We start from the raw sequence: 22,824 nt of genomic DNA, 5'->3' as shown, positions 1-22,824 counted from the left end.
GACCTTTCCTCTCTCCGGAACGTCTGCGATGGCATTGCGGCTCCGGAGACAGCGTGGGGACCTACCGCATCGTGAAGAAGCTGGCCGCGGGCGGTATGGCCGAGGTCTTCCTGGGCAAGGTGGTGGGCGCCGAGGGCTTCGAGAAGCCTGTCGCCGTCAAGCGAATCCTCCCCTCCTTCGTGCAGGACGCGGCCTTCGTCGACCTGTTCCTGCGCGAAGCCAAGCTCTCCGTCTCGCTTCAGCACGGCAATGTCTTGCAGGTGCTGGACCTGGGCTCCAGCGCCGGCCAGTACTACATGGTGATGGAGTTCGTGGACGGGGAGAACCTGGGCGCGCTGCTCAAGGCGGCGCGCAGGCGACAAGTCCCGTTGGGGATTCGCGAAATCTGCTTCATCGCCCAGCAGGTGGCGGACGGCCTCGCGTATGCCCATGGCTGCACGGACTCCAGCGGCGCCCCGCTCAACATCATCCACCGCGACGTCAATCCCTCCAACGTCATGGTCTCCAGCAACGGGGGCGTGAAGCTGGCCGACTTCGGCATCGCCAAGGTCGCCGACGAGGGACACCAGGAGACGCAGGTCGGCGTGCTCAAGGGCAAAATCAACTACCTGTCCCCCGAGCAGGTCCACGGCCGTCCCGTGGACCAGCGCAGCGACATCTTCCTGCTGGGCCTGCTGCTCTACGAGATGCTCGCCGGACGCCGCCTCTTCGAGGGGACCACGCCTCACATCATCCACGCGCTGGGCAACTTCGACGAGCGCGCCCTGGAGCCCCTGCCCGGCGTCCCTGCGCCACTGTGGGCCCTGCTCCTGCGCGCGCTGGCCGCCCAACCCGCCGCGCGCTTTCCCGTGGCCCGTGAGTTCTCCGAGTCCATCCAGAACTTCCTCTTCGACCACCGCCTGCGCGTGAGCGCTTCCGACATCGCCAGCCTCTTCGGCCGCGCCTTTCCCGACTGGCGCTCGCCCCTGGCGGACCTGGCCAGTGTCCCCGGAGAGGAGATTCGCCTGGAGGGTGCGGACTTTCCGCGCACGCGCACCCCTCCCGGAAGGGAGACCCGACGTCCCCCTCCGGGCCCGCCGCCCATGCTGCGTCCCGTGACGCCGCCTCCCAACGGGATGGGAGTCACAGCGGTGGCTCGCCCTCCCACCGCGAGTCCTCCGGCGCTGGGAATCGAGCCCCCCACACGACTGGCCCCCGCGCCATTCCCGCCCGGCCCCCGCGCGGCCCGGACGCGCCAGCAATTGGGCGCCATCCTGCTGACGCGCGGCATGCTCACGCCCCACGTCCTGGACGAAGCCCTGGCGCTCCAGAAACGCAAGGGCGGCAGGCTGGGCCAGTTGCTCGTCCACGAGCGCTGGCTGGAGCCCGAGAACCTCGTGCGCGCGCTGTCCGAGCAGTCCGGCCTGCCACACATCACCGACGAGAAGCTCCAAGCCCTGCCAGTGCCCAGGGAGCTCATCCAACAGATTCCCCGCGAGCTGTGCGAGCGGTTGTGCGCCGTCCCCGTGGGACTGCGCGGACGCGAGCTGTTCTGCGCGGTGCAGGACCCTCGGGACGTGCAGGTCACCGACGCGCTCAAGTTCTCCACGCGCGCCGTCGCCGTCCAGGGGCTGTTCGCCACGGAGCAGGCCATCCGCAAGGCCATCCAACGCTTCTACACCGAGGAGGAGCCCCGTCCCCGGGAGCGCGTCCCCATTGAGCTGGAGGATGAGCCCGACGTCGGCGGGCACGCGCGCGTGCTCCAGTTCGCGGAGCAGTTCACCGGCCGCGCGGTGCTCGACGAGCACACCTTCACGCCGACCGAGTCACCGGACACCAGGACTCCCGCCTCCATGGAGACCGCGAGCCGGGTGACGCCGCCCCGGAGCGACGTGCGCGCGCGCATGGTGTTGCTGGTGGCGGAGCCCTCCGAGCCTCGCGAGGCCGTGGTGCGACTGCTGTTGATGCAGGGCCTGGCGGCGGCGACCAGTCCCTCGGCCGATGCCGGACGCGCGCTCGCGCTCGGGGGCTATGACCTGGTGCTCGTGCTCGAGGACTCGGTGACGGACGCCGCCGGTCTCGCGCAGAAGCTGCGCGCCGCGCATCCCCAGGTGGAGGTGCGTCTGCTGCCTTCCTACAGCGCGGCGTTGATGGGCGAGGGCGGACCGCTGGCGCGGCTCGCCGAGACGCAGGCGCGACTGCTGGATGGAATGCTGTCGATGCTCGGCGGCAGCGCGACGCTGGCGCCCTTCCTGACGAAGCTGGCGCGACGCATCGCGGTGAGGCTGGGCGCCGGGCGCGTGGACGAGGCCGTGCTCGGCACCGCGGCCTGCGCCCTGGCCCTGGCCGCGCGACTGGAGGAGCCGCGCCGCTTCACGCTGCCCTCGCGCGCTCGCGCCCTGGTGCTCGCGAGCAGCGGCATGCCCGAGGTGACCGAGCTGCTGGTCGCCGTGCTGCCGGAAGGCGAGGAGCGCGCTCCGCCCGTGGGACGCGCGGCGGGGGCCCTGCTGGGCGCGGCGCGCTTCGTCCAGGAGGTCCAGAGCGCGCAGCCGACACCGGCCAGGGCGGCCCAGGCACTCCAGGCGCTTCGCCAGGACGCGCGCCTGCCCATCCCAGTCCTGGAGGCGCTCACCACGGAGCTGGAGGCCAGCGCGCTGGCTGACCAGACGGCGCCCCGGGTGGTGGTGGCCGAGACGGACGGCGCCAATGCGATGACGCTGCAGATCCGCCTCATGGCGGAGGGCTTCAGCACCGTGCGCGCCCGGACGCGCGCGGACGTGGAGAAGGCCGTGGGCGCCGGCGCGCAGGCGGCCATCCTGGCCAACCCGTTGCCGGATGGAGACCTGCACTCGCTCCTGCAAGCGCTCCGGAAGAACCCGGCCACCGAGGACCTTCCCGTCTACCTCATCGTCGACAAGGAAGACGCCGGCGTGTTCACCGCCAGCCTGGAGGCCGGGGCCGATGACGTCCTGGTCCGCTCCGCAAGTCCCGAGGTGCTCATCGCCAAGCTGCGCCGGGGCATCCAACAACGACAAGGTGCCCGCCGAGGCGCGAGGACCGCGCAGTGAGGGCTCCCCGGACCCTGGCGCACCCGCGAGCCGCGCTGTTCAGAGCTGCACAGCGCGGCCCATGACGCATGCGAGCAAGTCAGGCCTCGGATGCATCATCGCGGTGTTCCCCTCACCAGGAGCTCTGAATGACGCTGAAGCCTGCCTTTGGATTCGTGCTGGCGCTGACCGTCGCGGTGGGAATGATTGCCGCCACCTTCCCTCAGGATGAACCTGTCGCGGACGACTCCACCACCCCAGCCGCCAGCGCCTGCGACGCGGACAAGCAGAAGCTGCTCATGTCGAGGGCGCGCAGCGGGCTCCCGCTGGACGCCACGCCTGCCCTCTTCTCTGACGAGCCGGTGGGTCTGCTGGGCTACTGCTCCTACGACTGTTCGAGCTGTTCCTCCACCGCGGAGTGCCGGGCTCGCGGCGCGGGCTCCTGCTACAACATCTGTCCCTAGTTCAGGGGCTCGGCCCGATGCCCCTCACAGGGAGCATCGGGCAGGGCCCGCGAGCAGCCAGGGTCATCAGCCGCAGGTGGACGAGAAGTCCGTCACCGCGAAGCTGGTCCGGCGGCCGGAAACCCACGCGGTCTGATAACACTCACATGAGATGTATCCGACCCACTTCGTGTACGTCGCGTCGGAGTAGTAATCAATCCAGTAGGACTGGTTGCCGCAGAAGGGCAGCGCGTCCTCGCGCGTGTCGAGCGCGGCCTGCTCCTCCTCCAGCGCCGGCTCCATGCCACCACAGCCCATCGTCAGCAGTGCCGCCGTCAACAACCCACCCAGGATGTTCCTGCTGCGCACGTGTGCACCCTCCACCGGGCCATGATTGGGCTTCCGGTGGAGCAAACCTAGCATCAGTCGCGCAAAGCAGGACAAGACGGCAAAAATGACTCAACCTGTCTCAAGGATTGCCGGTGGCGTAGGCCCACAGCTCGATGGGCGTCGCGTAGTAGATCCACCCGAAGAAGCCTCCCACCGCGGAGCGCGCGGGCGGCCGGAGGTAGGCCTTGTCTCGCATGCCGAGCAGCTTCAGGAGCCCGCCGAGGGTACACGTCCAGAGCAGTTGCAGCAGGGACGTGATGACATACGAGGCCGCGACGAAGGGCAGGTAGAAGGGGCCGAAGATGCGCGCCTGGAGCAGGTGCATCTTCTCGTGTTGTCCCGCGCCGCCCAGGTTCACCGTGCCCAGCGTCTGGAGCACGTTGTTTCCGAACGAGCCTCCCGGGTTGGCTCGATAGACAATCCAGCCCTGTCCCTCCGAGTCGGGGCGGGACAGCTTGCCGAAGAAGACATAGACGATGTTTCCGAAGATGAAGCCGAACAGCGTGTTGGGCAGGCTCCAGGTGAGGTCGATGATGAGCTCCACCCAGCCCTGCGCGGAGGGCAGCGGATAGATGCGCAAGAGCCCGGCCTCCAGGCCGTACCCCAGCCCCAGCGGTAGCCCCAGCAGCAGCGCGACGCCCGCCGGGAAGGCGCCTCCCGTCACCGCGCTGACGAGGAGCAGGACTCCCGGCACCAGCACGAGTGACAGCAGCACCGTCAGGAAGGACTGCGTTTCCTTGGACATGGTCCCCACCTCTCGAAGCTCGAAGGGAAGCCACCGTGGCTCCCTCTGACGTGGAGTGGTGGAGCCCCCGCTGTGACACCCGGGCAGGCACACCGGGGGGCAGGCGGCACGACAGGTCGTGCTAAGCGTCCTCCATGTCGAGCATCTTGATGGCGGCCCATCCGACGGCGGGCCACACCAACGCCTTGCGAGTCCTGGGCGGACGGTTGCGCGAGCTGGGCCACGACGTCGCGATGGCCCTGGCCGCGCCGCCCCTCCCTTTCTCCGACCTCTGGCCCGAGCCCCTGCGCGTCGCGACGACGCTGCCCCACGCCATCCAGCGCGACGGCCTGCGCCTCATCCGGCTCCAGCCCTCGCCCGCCATGCTCTGGTATGGGGCCCGCATCCCGCGCGCCCGCGGCGTCGACGAGCTGGCCCTGGCGCTCCGGCTGTTCACCGCAGGGATGAAGTCCCAGGCCCGCCACCTCGCCCGGGAAATCGAGGCGGCCCACATCGATGTGGTGCTCGGTGACTACCTCATGCCGGCCGCACTGCTCGCCGCCCGACTGACACAGCGGCCCTATGCGGCGCTCTATCACTCGGCGCTGCCCTTCCCCGTGGAGGGGGCGTCACCCTTTGGCAGTGGACTTCCGGATGATGCGCCCCGTGATGCGACCTGGGCGCGCGCGGAGGCAGCGACGCAGTCGCTCGGCCGCTGGTTCGATGAGCGCGTCGCACGGGACGCGAGCGCGCTGGGTGTGCAGCTCCGCGGGGGAGGGCTGCTCTCCGCGCCCATCTCCGACGACCTCAATCTTCTGATGACGATTCCCGAGCTGGAGCCGGGCCTGAAGCTCCTCCCGGGCCCCGTGGAGATGGTGGGGCCCTGCCTCCCGCGCGCCCGCGACGCGGACCAGGACGACCCCGCGCTGCGCGCCCTTCAGCCGGGGCGCCGCCATGTGTACGTGTCGCTGGGGACCGTGTTCAACGGACAGCCTCGCGTGTTCAACGCCATCCTCGACGGACTGGCGCGGCATGACGTCCACACCGTCGTCAGCGCAGGCGCCAGCTTCGGCCGACTGGAGCCGCGCGCCGGCCCTCGCACGCTCGTGTTCCGTCAGGTGCCCCAGGTGCCCTTGCTCCAGCGCGTGGACTTCGTCGTGACACATGGCGGGAACAACACCGTGCAGGAAGCGCTCGCCGCGGGCCGACCCATGGTGGTGATTCCCTTCGGCGGGGACCAGCTCGCGAACGCGCGTCGCGTGGAGCGGCTCGGCGTGGGCGTCGCGGTGCTTCCCTCGGCGCTCGATGCGACCTCCGTCGCCAGCGCCCTCTCCCGACTCCTGGAGCCCGCCGTCACGGCCCGGGCCCGCGCGCTCGCCGCCGCGCTGGAAGGCGTGGACGGAACGGAGCGCGCGGTGCGAGCGGTGCTGCGATTGGTGAAGTGAGCGCTCACCCAGGGCGCTGAAGAGTTTCGCGGGGCTCGGAGAGAGCTTGCGCGATTGCAGTCTCCAGCCAGCAATCCCGCGGCGACTTGTAGTCCGCGGCCTACAACCGGCTCCGCGCCGGCTCGTCCTTTCGCGCCCTTAGGTCGTGGCCCCGGCCTTGCTTTGCTGTCGTCCAGAGCCCCTCGGACAGGAGCAGGACCATGAGCATTGGAAGCGCGACCTCCATCAAGCAGTTCATCAACCAGCCCAAAGTCGACAACACGCTGCCCAAGCCCATCTGCGACACTCCGGGCACCCAGCCATCCGCGGCCATGCCGTCTCCGACGGGCGCGACGAGCTGCTTCGAGCCCCAGAAGCCGAAGAGCCCCGTGAACCTCATGCCCGACTTCCCGGGCGCCATCTGCACGCCGACGGGCGCTCCGACGCCAGAGGCGCGGACGGAGGACCCCTTCAAGGCGCTCCTCGCGCTCACCCACGGTGAGCAGGAGCCGCGGTAGGCCCTCATCACTCACGGCCACCTGCTTCCCCCTCGAAATCCATCCAAGACTTTCAACCTGACGTCAAACACACGGGAGCGCTCGCTCCCGACAACATGGAGTCACGAACATGAAGAATCCCCTGGCGTGGTTGGTAGGCATGGCGGCCCTCGTGTTGACCGTGGGCTGTGGTCCCATGGAGCCCGACGAGACGCTGGACACCCCCTCCGAGGACAGCGCCCAGACCGGGGAGGTCTCCGCGGCCGCGACGAAGACCTGCAGGGAGAAGTGTTCCGACAATCTGTCGAGTTGCAACGGCAGATGTGGCGGCAACCTGGGATGCCTGGCGGGCTGCTCCGCCGTCTATTCCATCTGCATCTCTGGCTGTTGAAGCCCCCCTCGAAGTCCCCACACCCCTCCTGGGGCGAGACTCCTCTTCTTCCCGGAGTCTCGCCCCGGGCATCTTCCGCGCCCTGAATCAGTCGACGTGCACGAACACGTCGCTGAAGCTCTGGCTGGAGGATGCGACGTCCTTGCACTCCGTCCCCCCCATCAAGCGCGAGCCCATGTCGAAGAGCACCTGCACATCCAGCGAGCCGGGATAGGGGATGACGGCCTCCGGCGCGGAGTTCTCCGGCGCGGTCAGGTCCACCACCTTCACTGGCGCGCTGCTCGCGTCGCCCGACCACTTCCAGAGGGCGAAGGGGCCACTGCTCTCGTCATGTGGACCGCTGAGGAGCAACATCGCCTGGTGGGCCTCCGACCACGCCATGCCTCGCAGCCCCTGGCCTCCCAGATTCAGGGGGATGGCTCGACCAAACCGCGCCGTGGCTCCCGTGAGGACGGCGTCCGGATTGGTCAGCGTCACCACCAGGGCACTGGAGCCCACGCGTGGGTTGCGGAAGCCGATGGCCAGTTCGCCCGAGGGCAGCGCCGCGAGCCCCTCCACGTTGGTGCCGTTCAGCTTTGGCGCGAGCGAGGCCACCGTGGGCTCCGCCAACCGTGAGCGCGCATTCAGCAGCGTGATGACGGCCGAGTCCGGAGCATCCCAGTTGGCGGCGTCGAGCAAGTCACGCAGCAGCGTCGAGGACGTCCCCGCCACCTGCAGGGTGACCGAGGGCACGGTGCCCGCGACATCCAGCGCGAAGAACTTGTAGCGCGACGACTCCAGCTCACCGTCCTTATTGCGCGCGTGCGAGCCCGTCACGTAGAGGCGATTGCCCACGCGGGCCACGTCCTCCAGGTCCGCCTCGTCCGACGACGAGAGGCCGATGGCGGCGCTCACGTCCTGGGTCTTCACCGCGGTGGCGCTCTGGCTCCGCGTGTAGATGCGCACGGACTGGGACTCGTCATTCACGTTCAGGAAGTGCGTCCCATCCACCCAGGCGCCACCGGAGCCGTCACAGGTGCCCTTGAACGTCCCCGAGGCGGGCACCTCGCCTCCAGGCGTCCCCGATGCCTCCCACGTCACGGTGAGCCTGGGACGCGACGCCTTCGTCGAGTACTCGCTCGAGCGCAGCTCCAGGCGGTTGTCATTGTCCTTGTTGGCGAGGATGAGGCCCTGATTGCTCGCGGGTGTACTCACCCACCGCTGCACCGCCGCCACCCCCTGGGCATTCAGCGCCACGGTGTACGTGCCCGTCGCGGGCGCTCGAAGCGTGCCCAGCACCGTGGAGTCCCTGTCTCCCGTCCCATCCGCGCCGTTCGAGGCCCAGTCCTGGTTGTTGTCCGCCTGCTCCCAGGTGACCTGGCTCTCCGTCCAACCGCGCGTCAGCGCATACAGCTGATAGTCCTGGTCGGCCTTGTCGGACACGGTGACGGTGAGCGAGGCGGAGCGGACGACGGCGTTGGCTGGAATGGCGGACACGTCCCACGCCAGCAGGGCGAAGTTCTCGTTGCCACTGCCGGCGGGCGTGTCTCCGCTCGCGGAGAGCTTCGTGTCGCTCCCGTGGTTGGCGTCGGAGTCCTCTTCTTCAATCATCGCGTCCCGGGTGCCCGCGTAGTCCGTCGTCGGGGCCACGCCATCCTGGAATGACGTGCTCTGGGTGGCCGCCAGCGGCTGGGTGAAGGGGAGCGAAGCCTCCAGCTCCGTGTCACGCAGCGCGGGTTCCACTTCTCCGCATCCTCCCAGGAGCCAGGAGGACGCGACGAGCACAGCGATGAACGGACGCTTCAATCCACGCATGTCATTTCCCTCGCGCATCGTGCGAAGCCGCACCGTCTCCTGGCTCGCGAATGGATGCCGTGACGATTCTGTCGAAACCCCGCGACAACGAGGAGGGAGGGACGGGAATCCCGCAGGTCCGTTTCGCCCCTCCGTGTCCTCGCGGCTCGCGGGCGCGTCGACAGCTATCCGGCCGCCCTGCGCAGGGCGTCGAGGTCGAGCTTCTTCATCTTCAACATCGCCTCCGTCACGCGGCGGGACTTCTCCGAGTCCGGGCCCGCGAGCAGTCGAACGAGCTCGGTGGGCACCACCTGCCACGACACGCCGAAGCGGTCCTTGAGCCAGCCACATTGCTGGGCGCGCTCGTCACCGCCTTCGGACAGGCGTGACCAGTAGTGGTCCACCTCCGCCTGCGACTCGCAGTTCACTACCAACGACAGGGCCTCCGTGAACTTGAAGTGGGGACCTCCGTTGATGGCCACGAAGTCCTGGCCGTCGAGCTGGAACTCGAGGGTCATCACCGCGCCAAGGGGCTGACCGCTCACCTTCGCGCTCGGCTCGTTGTAGCGCGTCGTCGTGACGACTCGCGAGTTCGGGAAGACCGACGTGTAGAGCGCGACGGCGGCCTCCGTCTGCTTCTGGTCGGGGAACCACAGGAACGGGGTGATGCGCTGGAACTTGGACATGAGCGGCTCCTTCGGGCTGTGCCTCAGGAGCAAACTGAACAGGGTCCGTGCACCCGGCTCGCCGCCGTGGCTTGAGAGCCCTTGAGCAGCCAATGGGTCGCCTGGCCGAGAGGAGCCGGGTGCTCGACGCGAGCGCGGGCCGGCTCCCCTCCCCTTCAGCTACTCAGCCACATGAACCGTGGCGGTGGTGCTCGCCGCGATGCCGACTTCGTCCTGGAAGAGCTCCAGGCCCACCGTGTGGGTGCCCTGGGCATTCGCGGGAATGGACTTCGTCATCGTGAAGGTGAAGTCGCCACCCGGCGGCAGGTTCACGCCCCAGTCAGACCAGGTCGTGTCCCAGCCCGTCGTGTCGTTGTTCCAGAAGTCGTACCAGACCCAATTGCACGAAGCGGAGTCGTGGTTCTGCACGTACACCGTCCAGGTGACGTCCGTGCCCGGCGCCGCCGTCACCGTCGTGGGCGAGAGCGTGAGCGTGGGAGTCGCGGAGATACAGCGCTCGACGACCTCCTGCGCGGCCGTGCCCCTCACGGTGTGGCCATTGCGCGTGACGTCCACGCCCGTGGCGTACGTCCCCGGCGTCGCGGCGTACGGCGTGTAGAGCTGGAGCGTCAGCGACGTCGAACCCGACGCGGCGATGGTGCGCTGCGCGGGCAGCGGGTCGGAGCTCCAGCCCGGCGGGACGATGGCCGCGAGCTGGAAGACGCTCGGGGTACAGCCCACCGAGTCACGATTGATGATGAGCAACTCCACCTCGGGGCGGCTTCCAGGCCAGACGGTGGGCTCGAAGGGCGTCACCTCGACCTCGGGCGCCGCTCGGATGCAGGCGGCCTGACGGTACTGGAGGGTCACCGTGAGCGCGGTGCTGGTGGCGGAGACGACCGTCACGGAGAGGTTGCTGTACGGGTCTTCCCACGTCGTGCCCGGAAGCAGGGCCGGGTCGCTCCAGGACGCGGTCCCCGGCGTGAAGTCGAGCAGGTGCGTGCCATCCCGCGTGTCCGCGTCCTCGTAGTGGATGAGCGCGCCACCGAACACCTGGGACGGCAGCGTCGACTCGTAGCTGCCCACCTGCTGGCGGTACTCCAGCCACAGCCACGCGTCATTGCCCTGCCCCCTTCGCACCTTGAGGGCCTTCACGCCGCCTGACGCCACCACCGGCGCGAGCATGAAGGTGCCTCCCACGCCATCCACCTGGACCACCGAGGACGGAGCCAGCCAGCCGATGCGCGCCTTGTGAGGCACCGCGTAGTGGCCCAGGTTCCAACGGCCCATGGAGGAGAAGACGTCGCCGTACTCGTCCAGCGTGCCCGCCAGATTCAGCAGCGACAGCGGCTCCGCGCCGAAGTCGCGCGTCTGCGAGTGGTTCAGCGACAGGTTGTGCCCCGCCTCGTGCGTGATGAGCTGCACGGCGCTGTCGTGGGTGTTCATCGACTGCGCGACGAGCCACGCGGTGGACGCCGTCACGGTGCCGTCCGGCGTCGCGACCTGACCGCAGGACAACGTGGCCAGGCCCCCGTAGTAGCAGCCCGCCTGCGGACGCGGGTGGACGATGAAGATGCGGTCATATTGCGTGAAGTCGACGTCCGCGTCGGCCGCCTGGAGCGCGGCCGTGCGCATCGCGTCCGACTCCTCGCAGGCATAGGCGCGGTCCAGCATGTACCAGCCCACCACGTCACCTGTCGTCGTGGTGCGCCCCTCGGAGACCTCGCTCCAGTACCCCGCCAGCGAGCGGCGCGTGGTGGAGAAGAAAGCCTCCTCCATCCCTTGCGGCGTGTTCGAGGGAGTGGCCATGCCGGGGAACGCCGCCATGATGACCAGGCTGCGCTGCACACCGGTGACACCACACGTCCCCAGCGTGGAGCTGGCGGACCGGGTCCGCGTGTCCACCTCCACCGATTGAGCGACGAGCTGGCGCGCCGTCTTCTGTCCGCGCAGCTTCACGTGCAGGCCGCTGCGCAGGCCCTTCGGCGCGTCGCCCTTGAACACCACCGGGTGACGCTCGCGCCCGGTGACGAGGACGTACTCCTCATGAGAGGCGTCGAGCGAGGGCGCATCCACCACCCGGACCTCCAGCTCGCCCTCCCACGCCTCCTCGCGCGACACCTGCTCCGGTGTTTGAGCCTCTTCGGATGAAACACAACCCTGAATGCCACAGGCCGCGAACCACACGGCCGCCACCATGTTCCACGTGCGGGACATCTCGCCTCCGGCGAACGGCGTCCCCGAGCGGATGTCGCCCGAGGAGCGCCGCGCGCCTTGTGCCCCCGCCCGCACGCGGTGGCAACAGCGCAGGTGGAAGGCACGAGGAATTCACCCGGGGGCACGTGACGAGCCGTCGCACGTACCCACGAGGAGGACGACGTCCCTGCTCGCCGGACTCAGGCGGACTTCTTCTTCACCATCCCATGTGGGTCGATGACGAACTTGCGAGCCACGCCCGTGTCGAACTCGTGGTAGCCGCGCGGCGCGTCGTCGAGCGAGATGACGGTCGCGTTGACGGCCTTCGCGATGGGCAGCCGGCCGTGGAGGATGGCCTGCATGAGCTGGCGGTTGTAGCGCAGCACGGGCGTCTGCCCCGTGAAGAACCGATGGGACTTGGCCCAGCCCAACCCGAAGCGCATGCGCAGGTTGCCCTGCTTCGCGGCCTCGTCCTTGGAGCCCGGATCCTCGGTGACGTAGAGCCCCGGAATGCCGATGCCACCCGCGGCGCGGGTAATCGCCATCAGGGAGTTGAGCACCGTGGCGGGAGCTTCCGTGGTGGCCTGGGCGCCATGGCCGCGCGCCTCGAAGCCCACGGCGTCCACGGAGGCATCCACCTCCGGCACACCGACGACCGCTTCAATCAGCTCCTCGAGCTTGTCGCTCTTGGTCAGGTCGATGGGCTCGAAGCCGGAGGCCTTCGCGTGCTTCAGCCGCTCCGGGTTCATGTCACCCACCATCACCACCGCCGCGCCCAGCACGTGCGCGGAGGCCGCCGCCGCGAGCCCCACCGGACCGGCACCCGCGACGTACACCGTGGAGCCGACACCGACGCCCGCCATGACGGCACCATGGAAGCCCGTGGGGAGGATGTCCGACAGCATGGTCAGGTCGAGAATCTTCTCCAGCGCCTGCGCCTTGTCCGGGAAGCGGATGAGGTTGAAGTCCGCGTAGGGGACCATGACGTACTCGGCCTGTCCGCCCACCCAGCCGCCCATGTCCACGTAGCCGTAGGCACCGCCCGCTCGACCCTTGTTGACGTTGAGGCACACGCCCGTCTGCTGCTCACGACACGTGCGACAGCGACCGCAGGCGACGTTGAAGGGCACGGTGACGAGGTCGCCGATGGCGAGGTACTCGACGTCCTTGCCCTTCTCGATGATTTCTCCGGTGATTTCGTGGCCGAGGACCAGGCCCTTCGGCGCCGTGGTGCGTCCGCGCACCATGTGCTGGTCCGAGCCACAGATGTTGGTGGAGACCACCTTGAGGATGACCCCGTGCTCGATGGATTTCCCTTCCGGGTTCACCATCTTCGGGTAGTCGATGGAGCGCACCTCCACCTTGCCGGGACCCAGATAGACGACGCCGCGATTGCTGGCCATGAGCGGACTCCTCCGATGCGGCCCGGCCGTGCCGCGCCGCGTGCAAAGTCCGGTTAAGGCTGGTGACCCTCCGACTCACTGGCACGCAGGGGCGTGGGGGCCATGAAGGGTGTGCCCTCTCGTCTGCCCTCCTGCCCTTCGACTCAGTCCGGATTATCGCGGCTCGAGGGAGCCCTTCCGTGCGCTCGGCGCTGGTCGTCAGAACCGCGCGGGCGAGGAGAAGTCCAGACGCTCCCCTGAAGCAGGGTGGGTGAAGCCGAGCCCCTCGGCGTGAAGCATCAGTCGCGCGTCTTCGACGCCAAAGCGCGCGTCCCCGACGAGGGGCAAGCCCAGCCCCAACGGATGCGCGGCATGGATGCGCAATTGCATCGCATGACGCGTCCGGGGCCAGAGCAGCACGCGTGTGCGCGACTCGCTTCGCTCCGTGACACGCCACTCGGTCACGGCCTGCTTGCCGTGATTCGGGTTCGCGAGCGTTTCAAGGGCACCTGACGTCGTGCCTCGCAAGGGCACGTCGATACGGCCCTGCTCGACGGCGACGAGTCCTTCGACCCAGGCGACGTGCCGGTGCTCGGCTTCGCCACGCGCGAGCTGGCGCTGGAGCGCGGACTGGGTCGCGGTGTCCCGGGCAATCACCTGGAGGCCCGACACCTCTGACTCCAGCTCGTGGACGAAGCGCGCGGCGCTCAGGTCCGGGAAGCGTGGCAGGAGTCTGACAAGCACCGAGTCGCGCGTGGGTGAATGACGGCCCGGCACCGATGGCAAGCCGTGGGGCTTGTCGACCACGAGCAACGCCGCGTCCTCGTGCAGCACGCGGAGCACGTCCTCGTCGCGGGAGGTGACTGGCGAAGCGGGCGCGGGGTCCACGGCCAGGCCCTCCAGCATGAACGGCAGCACTGTTCCGCACTTGTTGTCACACGCCGGGTAATACGCACCCGACCGACGGCCTCCTCCGAGCGGCTCCGCGCCCCACCAGAACTCCGCGAGCGCCAGGGGCTTGAATCCGTGACGGTACGCGCAGGCCAGCAGCTTGGGCGCGGCGCAATCTCCCGCGCCTCCCGGCGGCGGACGCGGCGCGAACAGCGCGGCCATGGACCGCTGCTCGCCTCTCGCGTTGGGGACCGCGAAGCCTTGCGACAGTTGACGCCAGAGGGCTCGGGAACGCTCGGCCCGCTCGTGCGCGACCTCGCTCCGGCGCGCTTCGAGTTCTCGCAGCTCGGCCTTTCGTCCTCGGGGCTCCTGGGCGAGGCGTGCGCATTGCTCCGTCAGCTCCGCGTGCCTCCGTCCCAGTTCGGCCAGCTCCGCCTCACCCTCGGGCCAGAACGCGGCGCGCGCCACGGGGTCGAACACGGGCGGGACGAAGCCCTCCACGTCCCAGGAGCCGCCCAACATCCCGGAGAACGCGCACAGGTACCCCAGCCGTCCTTCCGGCGCCGCGACGACCAGCACTCCGAACATCTTGCCGCCACCGGGCCGCCACAACTCCTCCCACCGCGCGTGCTCGCGCCGCAGTCGCTGTTGCAACGCCTCCGCGGCCAGACGGGCCAGTCGCACCGGGGGGCCTGACTCGAACGGACTGGGGAGGCGCGCCGGCACGTCGCCAGGCAGCGGCGGCGCGTCGAAGGACAGCAGGGTCTGGGAGAAACGCGCCTCGCTCACGGTGATACCCGCGTCGGCATCTATCAGGTCCAGGCACCCGCGTGCGGAAAGCGGGAAAACGTGTGTCGCGGCAGGAGGCCACGGGCGCCAGTGGGAACTGGTGGACACACGACGTGCGGGGCGCACGCCGTGTTCGACAGCCCGCAGGACAGCGTCTATGTCCCTCCCACATGGTGCCCGCTCCGCGAGAGGTGCTGCTGTTCACCCTGGAAGGTCAGCGCTACGGCCTCCCCATGGGGGACGTGCGAGAGCTGATTCGCGCCGTGCGCCTGACGCCGCTGCCCCGCGCACCCGATGTCGTCGAAGGCCTGCTCAACCTGCATGGCCAGTTGCTCCCCGTGCTGGACCTGCGCCGGCGCTTCCGTCACCCGGCACGTCCCCTCTCGGCGCTCGACCACCTCATCATCGCCCAGGCGGGCCCGCGTCAGGTCGCGCTGCGCGTGGACCGCGCCGAGGGCCTGCGCGTGCTCGCTCCAGGCGAATGGGATGAGACGCCCCGCGAGCTGCCCGGCGTGGGCTACGTGGCCGGCGCCGCCAAGCTGGAAGACGGACTGGTCCTGGTCCATGACCTGCGCGGCTTTCTCTCCGAGGCCGAGGCGCTGGAGCTGGACACGGCGCTCGCCACCTCGACGGAGCGTCCGTGAGGCAAGGGCCGTGGAGCCACGAGGGCTACCCCGCCGTGCTCGCGCTCGTCGAGGAGCGCGCCGGCCTGGCCCCACCGAGCTGCCCCGCCTCCGCCGAGGAAGGCATCTCTCGCGCCATGGCTCGCGCCGGCGTGAGTGACTTCGACGAGTATCGCGCGCGCATCACCTCCGACTCCGCCGCGATGGATGACCTCCTCACCGAGCTCACCATCGGCGAGACGTACTTCTTCCGCACCCCCGAGCACTTCGAGTTCCTGCGCCGCATGGTCCTGCCCGCGCTCCGGGAACGCCATGGCCCGGACTACACCGTGAAGATGTGGAGCGCGGCCTGCTCGTCCGGCGAGGAGCCCTATTCGATGGCGGCCCTGCTGATGAGCGAAGGCTGGGGCGAACACATGGCGGTGTATGCCACCGATGTGTCTCGCGCCTCGCTCGCTCGGGCTCGACGCGGGCACTACGGCGAGTGGTCCATGCGGGGCCCCTGGGCCGAACGGATGCGGGTCCACCTTCGCCCCGAGGGCCGGCAGTACGTCCTGTCGCCCGAGGTGAAGCAACGCGTGCGGTTCAGCTACCTGAACCTCGCGCTCGATACGTGGCCGTCGCCGGATTCGGGCATCTGGAAGCTGGACGTCGTCTTCTGTCGCAACGTCCTCATCTACTTCAACGGCTCCACCATCGAGGCCGTGGCCCGCCGACTCCACGCTTCGCTGGGTGAAGGCGGTGTCCTCTTCACCGGACCTTCGGACCCACCGCTCGGAGGGCTCGCTCCGCTGGAGCCCGTCCTCACCGAGTGGGGCGTGTTCTACCGACGGCTCCCCCCCGGCACCACCGTGGCCGTCCCCGATGCGTCGCCGTTCGGTGACCGGGGGCGGATGACGGTGCCGCCTTCCGGCGGAGGCCACCCCGCGCATTCGGGTGAGGGCGGCGTGGGTACCGCACCCGGAGGAAGTGCGCGCACCGAGACAGGGGCTTCCGGCAGCACCACACGCTTCCCGGGCGGTGGAGCCGCGAGCCCCTCCGGAGGCCGCGCGGGCGCTCCGGGCTCGGGCCCTTCGGGTGCGGCGACAGGCATCGGCACCTCTGGATTCGCTCCGGGCTCGGGCGCGGCGACAGGCAGCGGCGCCCCTGGCTTCGCTCCCGGTTCGGGCACGACGACAGGCACCCCCGGATTCCCTCCAGGCCCGGGTACATCGGGCACGACTCCCGGACGAGGCTCGGGCTCCACGAGCGCGGGCACGGCGGGAACGACTCACGGACGAGGCACGGGCTCCACGAGCGCGGGCACGGCGGGCGCGGCTCACGGAAGCAACGTCGGCGTGTCTGGCTTTGCACCAGGCGCGGGCACACCGGGTGCGATTCAGGGAACTGGGAGTCCCTCGCCTCGCGCTCCGAGCCCCTCCGAACTCTCCGCTGCCCGCCGCGCGCTGGAGCGCGGGGACTGGCGCGAGGCCGCGCTTCGCATGGGCGCGCTCGATTCAGACCCGGACACGGCCACCGCCGCCGTGCGCGCCATCGCGAACCTCGACGCCCAGGCCGCCGTCTACGCCAGCGCCGAGGCCGCCTCCCGCCATCCCCTCGTCCCCGACCTGCGCTACCTCGAAGCCCTGCTCCTCCTCGGCCAGGGACGTCTGCCCGACGCCGAGCGCTCCGTCCGTCAGGCCCTGTACCTGGAGCCCACCCTCGCCGTGGCGTGGCTCGTCCTGGGACGCGTGCTGCGCCGACTCGGTGACACCCCTGGCGCGCTCAAGGCCCTGCGCGAAGCAGAGGCCCTCTGTGAAGCCCTTCCTCCCGATGCCCCCCTGCCACTCGCGGAGGGAGAACACGCCCGGGACCTCGCACGCGCCGCGCGCGATGAACGCATCCGCTTGGAGAACCCCCTGACTGAAGGCAAGGCACCCTGATGGCTGGCCCTCACGGCATCGACTGGGATTCCGTCCGCGCCCGGCTCGCGAACCTCGTGGCCTCTCGCGAAGCGGAAGGCGCCCTCAGCCCCGAGGCGGAGGCCGCGCTCCTCGACGAGCGCGCTCGCGTCTTGAGCCGCCCTCCTACGCCCGAGGTCGCTCCCGGCACCCTGCGCGAGATGGTGCGCTTTCGCGCCGCCAGCCAGACCTACGCCCTGGAGTCACGCTTCGTGCTGGAGGTCGTCCGCGCCGCGGAGGTGGTGCCCCTGCCCGGCTCGCCTCCCACGCTGCGCGGGCTCACCCTGCTCCATGGCGAGGTCCTCCCCGTGGTGGAGCTCGCCCCGCTCTTCGGCCGCGCTCCGGCGGAGAGCTCGGGCCCCCTGCTGGTGCTGGGGACGAACCGGGCCGAGCTGGGCGTGCGCACCGAGGAAGTCCACGAAGTCACCCAGGTGTCGAGCCAGGACCTGTTGCCCGCCCCCGTCACCCTCGCGGATTCCGCCGGGGGACTGGTGTTCGCGGCCGACAGGGACGGAACACTCTTGCTGGAGGGCGAGGCACTGCTGGGTGACAGTCGCCTCGTGTTCGACTTGTCCGACGAAGGAGTCGTATGAACATCGGGAACCGCATCGCGCTCGGCTTCGGACTGTCCTTGATGGTGTTGCTCATCCTGGCGGTCGTCGCCTTCCAGGGCGCACGCCAGCTCACGGACACCACCGAGGGGCTGCTCAAGGCCCATGAAAACTTCCGCCTCGTCCGCGAGGTGCGCGCCCTGCTCATCGACGCGGAGACCGGCCAGCGCGGCTTCCTGCTCACGGGCGAGGACCCGTATCTGGAGCCCTATCAGGCGGCCCTCTCCTCGCTCCAGCAGGACATGAACATGCTGCGCGACGCGATGGCCCCCTTCCCCGACCAGCGCAACCGCATGGTGCGACTGGAGCCGCTCGTGACGGGCCGACTGGCGCTGCTCGAGGAGGGCATCCGCCAGCGCCGTGAGAAGGGTCTGGAAGCCTCGCTGCCCATCGTCCGGGGCAACCGGGGCAGGCAGCTCATGGACCAGATTCGCGACGTCATCAACGAGATGCTCGCGGAGGAGCAGGAGCGCTGGACCGAGCACTCCGAGGCCGCCCGGGACACCGCGCGGCAAATCATGTGGGTGCTCGCCATCTGCACCGTGCTGGGACTCATCCTCGTTTCGGCGGGCAGCTATCTGGTCACGCGCAGCATCACCGTCCCGCTGCGCAGGCTCATGATTGGCACGGAGCAGCTCGGCCGCGGCGAGCTCACCCACCGCATCGACCTGAAGGGCCGCGACGAGATGGCGGAGCTGGCGCGCGCCTTCAACGAGATGGCCGAGCGGCGCCAACAGTCGGAGGCACAAATCGCCAAGCAGTCCGAGCAGCGAGAGCACACGCTGCGGACCGTGGCGGAGTTCGTCAACCAGCTCGCGGGCGCCAGCTCCGAAATCCTCGCCAGCACCACGGAGCAGGTGGCCAGCGCGCAGGAGCAGGGCAGCGCGGTGACGGAGACGGTGAGCACCATCGAGGAAATCACCAAGACGTCCGAGGAGGCCGCTGGCCGCGCTCGCAACGTCAGCGACTCCGCGCGCCACGCCGAGGAAGTGGGACGCACCGGACGGCGCACCGTGGAAGAGGCCGTCGCCTCCATGGGCACCGTGCGCGAGCAGGTGGAGTCCATCGCCTCGCGCATCCTCGCCCTCGCCGAGCAGGCCCAGGCCATTGGCGACATCATCACCACCGTCAATGACATCTCAGAGCAGACGCACATGCTCGCGCTCAACGCCTCCATCGAGGCCAGCCGCGCCGGAGAGAATGGCCGGGGCTTCGCCGTGGTCGCCGCCGAGGTGAAGGCGCTGGCGGACCAGTCCAAGAAGGCCACCGGTCAGGTGCGCCAGATTCTGGGACAGATTCAGAAGGCCACCCACGGCGCGGTGATGACCACCGAGGAAGGCACCAAGAGCGTGGCGGCGACCACGCGCATCGTCGCCGAGGCGGGCTCCACCATCCAGTCGCTGTCGGACCTGCTGGCCCAGGCGTCGCTCACCGCCGCGCAAATCGCCGCGTCCGCCAACCAGCAGGCCACCGGAATCGCCCAGATTCGCCAGGCGATGCATGACGTCAACCAGGCCACGCAGCAGGGCCTGATGTCCTCCCGCCAGACGGAGCGGGCCATGCAGGACATCAACGGCATGGGCCAGAAGCTCAAGAACCTGCTCGAAGAGTACGGGCGCTGATGGACCGCGACAGGCTCGCCCAGGCACTGCTGGCCACGTTCCTCGAGGAGCTCGAGGGGCATGTGGCCTCGCTCAACCGGGACCTGCTCGCGTTGGAGCGGGAGCAGGGGACGCCGCGCGCCGCGGAGCGGGTTGCCGCGCTCCTGCGCACGCTGCACAGCGTGAAGGGCGCCGCGCGCGCGGCCAGTGCCCTGCTCGTGGAGACGGCGTGTCACCGGCTGGAGGAAGTGCTGGAGCCGCTGCGCGACGGGCGCACCGCGTCGCCCGAGCTGTATGAGCTGTGCTTCGCCGCCGTGGATGCGCTGGACGACGCGGGGAGGCGGCTCGCCTCGAAGCAGGAGCTGGCCGGCTCGCCGCTCGACACGTTGTTGCCGGACCTGGAGCGCGCGGCCAACGGCGACGTGTCGGCGCCCCACGCGACGGGCACGACGCCCCATGCACCGGGGGCGGCACGACCTACCGGCGCCACCGACGAGTCTTCCCGTGCACCGGGCGCATCCGCCGCGCGTTCCCGTGCGCCGGGCTCCGCCGCCGAGCCTTCGCGCGCGGCGGGCGCCGCCTCCGAGTCTTCCCGGATGCCCGGCTCCTCCGCCGAGTCTTCCCGGATGCCCGGCTCCTCCGCCGAGTCTTCTCGGATGCCCGGCGCCTCCGCCGAGTCTCCTCGGATGCCCGGCGCCTCCGCCGAATCCTCCGCGCCCGAATCCCCGCCCTCAAGCCCCGTGCTGGAAGCGACGTTGCCGGTGCGCGTATCGGCGCAGAAGCTGGACGCGCTGCTCTCTCGTAGCGGCGAGCTGCGGGTGGCCTCGCTGCGGCTGGAAGGGCGAACGGAGACGCTGGAGGGCGTGCGCGAGGAGCTGGCGCGCATGCGCGAGGCGGTGCAGGGCACGGAGGCCGAGTCCTCGCTGCGCCGGGCCGAGAAGGAGCTGGCGCGCGTGACTCGCGAGCTGGCGGCGGACCAGCGGACCCTGAGCGGCGTGGCCACGGGCATGGACGACGAGGTCCGCCGCGCGCGCACCCTGCCCTTCCTGGAAGGCTGCGAGGGATTGGAGCGCGCCGCGCGCGACGTGGCCCGCTCCGAAGGCAAGAAGGCGCGACTGGAGGTCCACGGCGGCGCGCTCGAACTCGACCGCTCCCTGCTCCAATCCCTGCGCGAGCCCATGCTCCACCTGGTGCGCAACGCCGTGGCCCACGGCCTGGAGTCACCCGAGGAGCGCCGCCGCGCGCACAAGCCCGAGGAAGGCCGCGTCACCCTGTCCGCGCGCCTGCGCGGCAGCCGCGTGGAAGTGACGGTGGAGGACGATGGACGCGGACTGAATCTGGATGCGCTGCGAGCACGCGCCGTAGCCCACGGCATCGATGCCCCCGAGGACGATGAGGACGCCGCGCGCCTCGCGTTCCACTCCGGACTGTCCACCTCCACGCGCGTGACGGAGGTCGCGGGCCGAGGCGTGGGACTGGACGTGGTGCGCACGCAGGTGGAGGCGATGCGCGGCACGGTGGAGGTGAGCACACAGCCGGGCCAGGGCGCGCGCTTCGCGCTCGACGTGCCCCTCACGCTGAGCACCTTGCGCGTCCTGCTGGTGTCCGCGGGAGGACAGATTCTCGCGCTGGCCAGCGAGGGCGTCGCGAGGCTGGTGCGGCTGTCCCCCGACGAAGTGCGCGACGTGGAGGGCCGTCCGACATGGGTGGCGGAAGACGCGCTGGTGCCCCTGGCCTCGCTGGCGGACGTGCTGGGGCTGCCCCCGGGGCCGCCGCGTCAGCGCCGGGGAGCGGTGGTGCTGGCGGCCGGCACCGCGCGCGCCGCGCTGGTGGTGGATGAGGTCCTGGCCGAACAGGAGGCCCTCGTCCGGGCGCTCGGGCCGCGCGTGCGGCGCGCTCGCCACGTGTCCGCGGCGGCGGTGCTGCCAGACGGACGGCTGTCGCTCCTGCTCAACCCCGTGTCCCTCGTGCGGGCCGCGGGGGGCCGTCCCTCCACGGCGCTGTTCCCCGCCCCGGTGACCCAGCGGACGCGGCGGCGCATCGTCCTGGCGGACGACTCGCCCACCACCCGCGCGCTGGAGCAGAGCATCCTGGAGGGCGCTGGCTACGACGTGGTGCCCTGTGTCGACGGCGCCGAGGCCTGGGAGCGGCTCCAGGCGGGCGGCGCGGACGCCCTGGTGCTGGACGTGGAGATGCCTCGGATGGACGGCATCGCCCTCACCGAGGCCGTGCGTGCCTCCCCGCGCTTCGCGAGGCTGCCGGTCATCCTCGTCACCGCCAGGGGACGGCCCGAGGACAAGGCTCGCGGGCTGCAAGCCGGGGCCAGTGCCTATCTTGTGAAAAGCGCCTTCGACCCGACGAGCCTGCTGGAGACCTTGAGACGACTTCTATGAGGACAGAACCGTTGCGCATCGTGGTGGCCGAGGACTCTCCCACCGCCCGTCGACTGCTCGTGGAAATCCTCCGCGCCGACCCGGGGCTGAGCGTGGTGGGCGAAGCCAAGGACGGCGTGGAGGCGATGGAACTCACCCAGCGTCTGCGGCCCAACCTGGTGACGATGGACATCCAGATGCCGCGCATGGATGGCCTGGAGGCCACCCGTCGCATCATGACGGAGGTGCCTACGCCCGTCGTCGTCGTCTCCACGCTGGTGGAGCGCGACATCCAGACGTCCATGGCCGCGTTGCGGGCCGGAGCGCTCGCGGTGCTCCAGAAGCCCCTGGGCCCCGAGTCCCCCGACTTCGACGCGGACAGCCGCCGCCTGCGCGACACCCTCAAGGCCATGGCCGAGGTGAAGGTCGTCCGCCGCTGGCCGGACCGGGGCACCGCGCAGACCGCGCCCGTCCCCAGGCCCGCGCCTCGCGCGAAGTCGCTCCGGGCGTCAGTGGTCGCCCTGGCCGCGTCCACCGGTGGACCGGCCGCCTTGTTCCGGCTCCTGTCGGAATTGCCCGCGGACTTCCCCGCGCCCCTGCTGGTGGTGCAGCACATCGCCATCGGCTTCGGCCAGGGTCTGGCGTCCTGGCTGGCCACGGCGGGCCCGCTGCCGGTGCGGGTGGCGGAAGAGGGGGAGCTGCTTCTGCCCGGGCACGTCTACCTGGCGCCGGACGACCGGCACCTGGGCGTCCAGGACGGCCGGGCCCAGGTGTCCAAGGCCGCCCCCGTCAACGGCTTCCGTCCCTCCGCGACGTGGCTGTTCCGCTCCGTCGCGCGCGCGCACGGCCCCGAGGCCCTGGCGGTCATCCTCACCGGCATGGGCCAGGATGGCCTGGAGGGGACCCGAGAGCTGCGCGAAGCCGGAGGCCGCGTGCTGGCCCAGGACGAGGAGTCCTCGGTCGTCTTCGGCATGCCCGGCGTCGTGGTGAGCGCGGGGCTGGCGGACGAGGTCGTCTCCCTGGCCGCCCTGCCTTCCCGCTTGTTGCTCGCTGTCCGGGCGGACACGCAGCCGGGGTGAGCCACAA

18 protein-coding genes are annotated in these 22,824 nt (G+C 70.2%); 11 read left to right on the top strand and 7 right to left on the bottom strand.

The window, feature by feature from the left end:
* Positions 1 to 53 precede the first annotated feature (53 nt).
* Together HUA75_RS13360 and HUA75_RS13355 are read left to right on the top strand one after the other, a co-directional pair.
* A complete protein-coding gene (locus HUA75_RS13360) occupies positions 54 to 3,047 on the top strand; it encodes a protein kinase (protein ID WP_174486625.1) in 2,994 nt (997 codons plus the stop codon).
* Positions 3,048 to 3,175: 128 nt separating this feature from the next.
* A complete protein-coding gene (locus HUA75_RS13355; protein ID WP_174476138.1) occupies positions 3,176 to 3,490 on the top strand; it encodes a hypothetical protein in 315 nt (104 codons plus the stop codon).
* A gap of 66 nt (positions 3,491 to 3,556) precedes the next feature.
* Here HUA75_RS13355 and HUA75_RS13350 read toward each other — a convergent pair whose 3' ends face one another.
* Together HUA75_RS13350 and HUA75_RS13345 are read right to left on the bottom strand one after the other, a co-directional pair.
* A complete protein-coding gene (locus HUA75_RS13350; RefSeq protein ID WP_371746103.1) occupies positions 3,557 to 3,838 on the bottom strand; it encodes a hypothetical protein in 282 nt (93 codons plus the stop codon).
* Positions 3,839 to 3,938: 100 nt separating this feature from the next.
* Positions 3,939 to 4,604, bottom strand: coding sequence for a hypothetical protein (locus tag HUA75_RS13345; protein ID WP_141644471.1), 666 nt, complete (start codon positions 4,602 to 4,604; stop codon positions 3,939 to 3,941).
* A gap of 134 nt (positions 4,605 to 4,738) precedes the next feature.
* Between HUA75_RS13345 and HUA75_RS13340 the strand changes: the two genes are divergently transcribed.
* From HUA75_RS13340 to HUA75_RS13330, 3 genes are all read left to right on the top strand, one after another.
* Positions 4,739 to 6,028, top strand: coding sequence for a glycosyltransferase (locus HUA75_RS13340; protein ID WP_174486624.1), 1,290 nt, complete (start codon positions 4,739 to 4,741; stop codon positions 6,026 to 6,028).
* Between the two features lie 200 nt (positions 6,029 to 6,228).
* Positions 6,229 to 6,525, top strand: coding sequence for a hypothetical protein (locus HUA75_RS13335; RefSeq protein ID WP_141644472.1), 297 nt, complete (start codon positions 6,229 to 6,231; stop codon positions 6,523 to 6,525).
* A gap of 109 nt (positions 6,526 to 6,634) precedes the next feature.
* Entirely contained in the window at positions 6,635 to 6,895 is a 261-nt protein-coding gene (locus tag HUA75_RS13330) for a hypothetical protein (protein ID WP_174460733.1), read from the top strand.
* An 87-nt stretch (positions 6,896 to 6,982) separates the two neighbouring features.
* Here HUA75_RS13330 and HUA75_RS13325 read toward each other — a convergent pair whose 3' ends face one another.
* The 5 genes from HUA75_RS13325 to HUA75_RS13305 form a co-directional block, all read right to left on the bottom strand.
* A complete protein-coding gene (locus HUA75_RS13325) occupies positions 6,983 to 8,689 on the bottom strand; it encodes a DUF3616 domain-containing protein (RefSeq protein WP_174486623.1) in 1,707 nt (568 codons plus the stop codon).
* A 164-nt stretch (positions 8,690 to 8,853) separates the two neighbouring features.
* Positions 8,854 to 9,354, bottom strand: coding sequence for a VOC family protein (locus HUA75_RS13320; protein WP_141644475.1), 501 nt, complete (start codon positions 9,352 to 9,354; stop codon positions 8,854 to 8,856).
* Positions 9,355 to 9,513: 159 nt separating this feature from the next.
* A complete protein-coding gene (locus HUA75_RS13315; RefSeq protein WP_174486622.1) occupies positions 9,514 to 11,550 on the bottom strand; it encodes a zinc-dependent metalloprotease family protein in 2,037 nt (678 codons plus the stop codon).
* A gap of 179 nt (positions 11,551 to 11,729) precedes the next feature.
* Positions 11,730 to 12,932 (bottom strand): formaldehyde dehydrogenase, glutathione-independent, encoded by a 1,203-nt coding sequence (gene fdhA / locus HUA75_RS13310; RefSeq protein WP_174453926.1) that lies wholly within the window; start codon positions 12,930 to 12,932, stop codon positions 11,730 to 11,732.
* A 198-nt stretch (positions 12,933 to 13,130) separates the two neighbouring features.
* Complete coding sequence (locus HUA75_RS13305) at positions 13,131 to 14,591, bottom strand: RluA family pseudouridine synthase (protein ID WP_174486621.1); 1,461 nt, start codon at positions 14,589 to 14,591, stop codon at positions 13,131 to 13,133.
* Positions 14,592 to 14,761: 170 nt separating this feature from the next.
* Between HUA75_RS13305 and HUA75_RS13300 the strand changes: the two genes are divergently transcribed.
* The 6 genes from HUA75_RS13300 to cheB are packed head-to-tail and all read left to right on the top strand — an operon-like array spanning position 14,762 to position 22,817.
* On the top strand, positions 14,762 to 15,235 hold the full coding sequence (locus HUA75_RS13300) for a chemotaxis protein CheW (protein WP_174486620.1): 474 nt from the start codon (positions 14,762 to 14,764) through the stop codon (positions 15,233 to 15,235).
* Entirely contained in the window at positions 15,232 to 17,136 is a 1,905-nt protein-coding gene (locus HUA75_RS13295; RefSeq protein WP_174486619.1) for a CheR family methyltransferase, read from the top strand. The genes HUA75_RS13300 and HUA75_RS13295 overlap by 4 nt, the downstream gene beginning before the upstream one ends.
* Positions 17,136 to 17,747: a chemotaxis protein CheW gene (locus HUA75_RS13290; RefSeq protein ID WP_141644481.1), complete on the top strand. Its 612-nt coding sequence runs from the start codon at positions 17,136 to 17,138 to the stop codon at positions 17,745 to 17,747. The genes HUA75_RS13295 and HUA75_RS13290 overlap by 1 nt, the downstream gene beginning before the upstream one ends.
* A complete protein-coding gene (locus HUA75_RS13285; RefSeq protein ID WP_174486618.1) occupies positions 17,744 to 19,387 on the top strand; it encodes a methyl-accepting chemotaxis protein in 1,644 nt (547 codons plus the stop codon). The genes HUA75_RS13290 and HUA75_RS13285 overlap by 4 nt, the downstream gene beginning before the upstream one ends.
* Complete coding sequence (locus HUA75_RS13280; RefSeq protein ID WP_141644483.1) at positions 19,387 to 21,759, top strand: hybrid sensor histidine kinase/response regulator; 2,373 nt, start codon at positions 19,387 to 19,389, stop codon at positions 21,757 to 21,759. Before HUA75_RS13285 ends, HUA75_RS13280 begins: the two co-directional genes overlap by 1 nt.
* Positions 21,756 to 22,817: a chemotaxis-specific protein-glutamate methyltransferase CheB gene (gene cheB / locus HUA75_RS13275; RefSeq protein WP_174486617.1), complete on the top strand. Its 1,062-nt coding sequence runs from the start codon at positions 21,756 to 21,758 to the stop codon at positions 22,815 to 22,817. The genes HUA75_RS13280 and cheB overlap by 4 nt, the downstream gene beginning before the upstream one ends.
* The last annotated feature ends 7 nt before the right edge of the window (positions 22,818 to 22,824 follow it).

It is taken from the genome of Myxococcus sp. CA040A, from assembly GCF_013336725.1.
Classification (GTDB): Bacteria; Myxococcota; Myxococcia; order Myxococcales; family Myxococcaceae; genus Myxococcus; species Myxococcus llanfairpwllgwyngyllgogerychwyrndrobwllllantysiliogogogochensis.
Note: the sequence above shows the minus strand (reverse complement) of the source record. Positions and strands in the feature narration are given on the sequence as shown.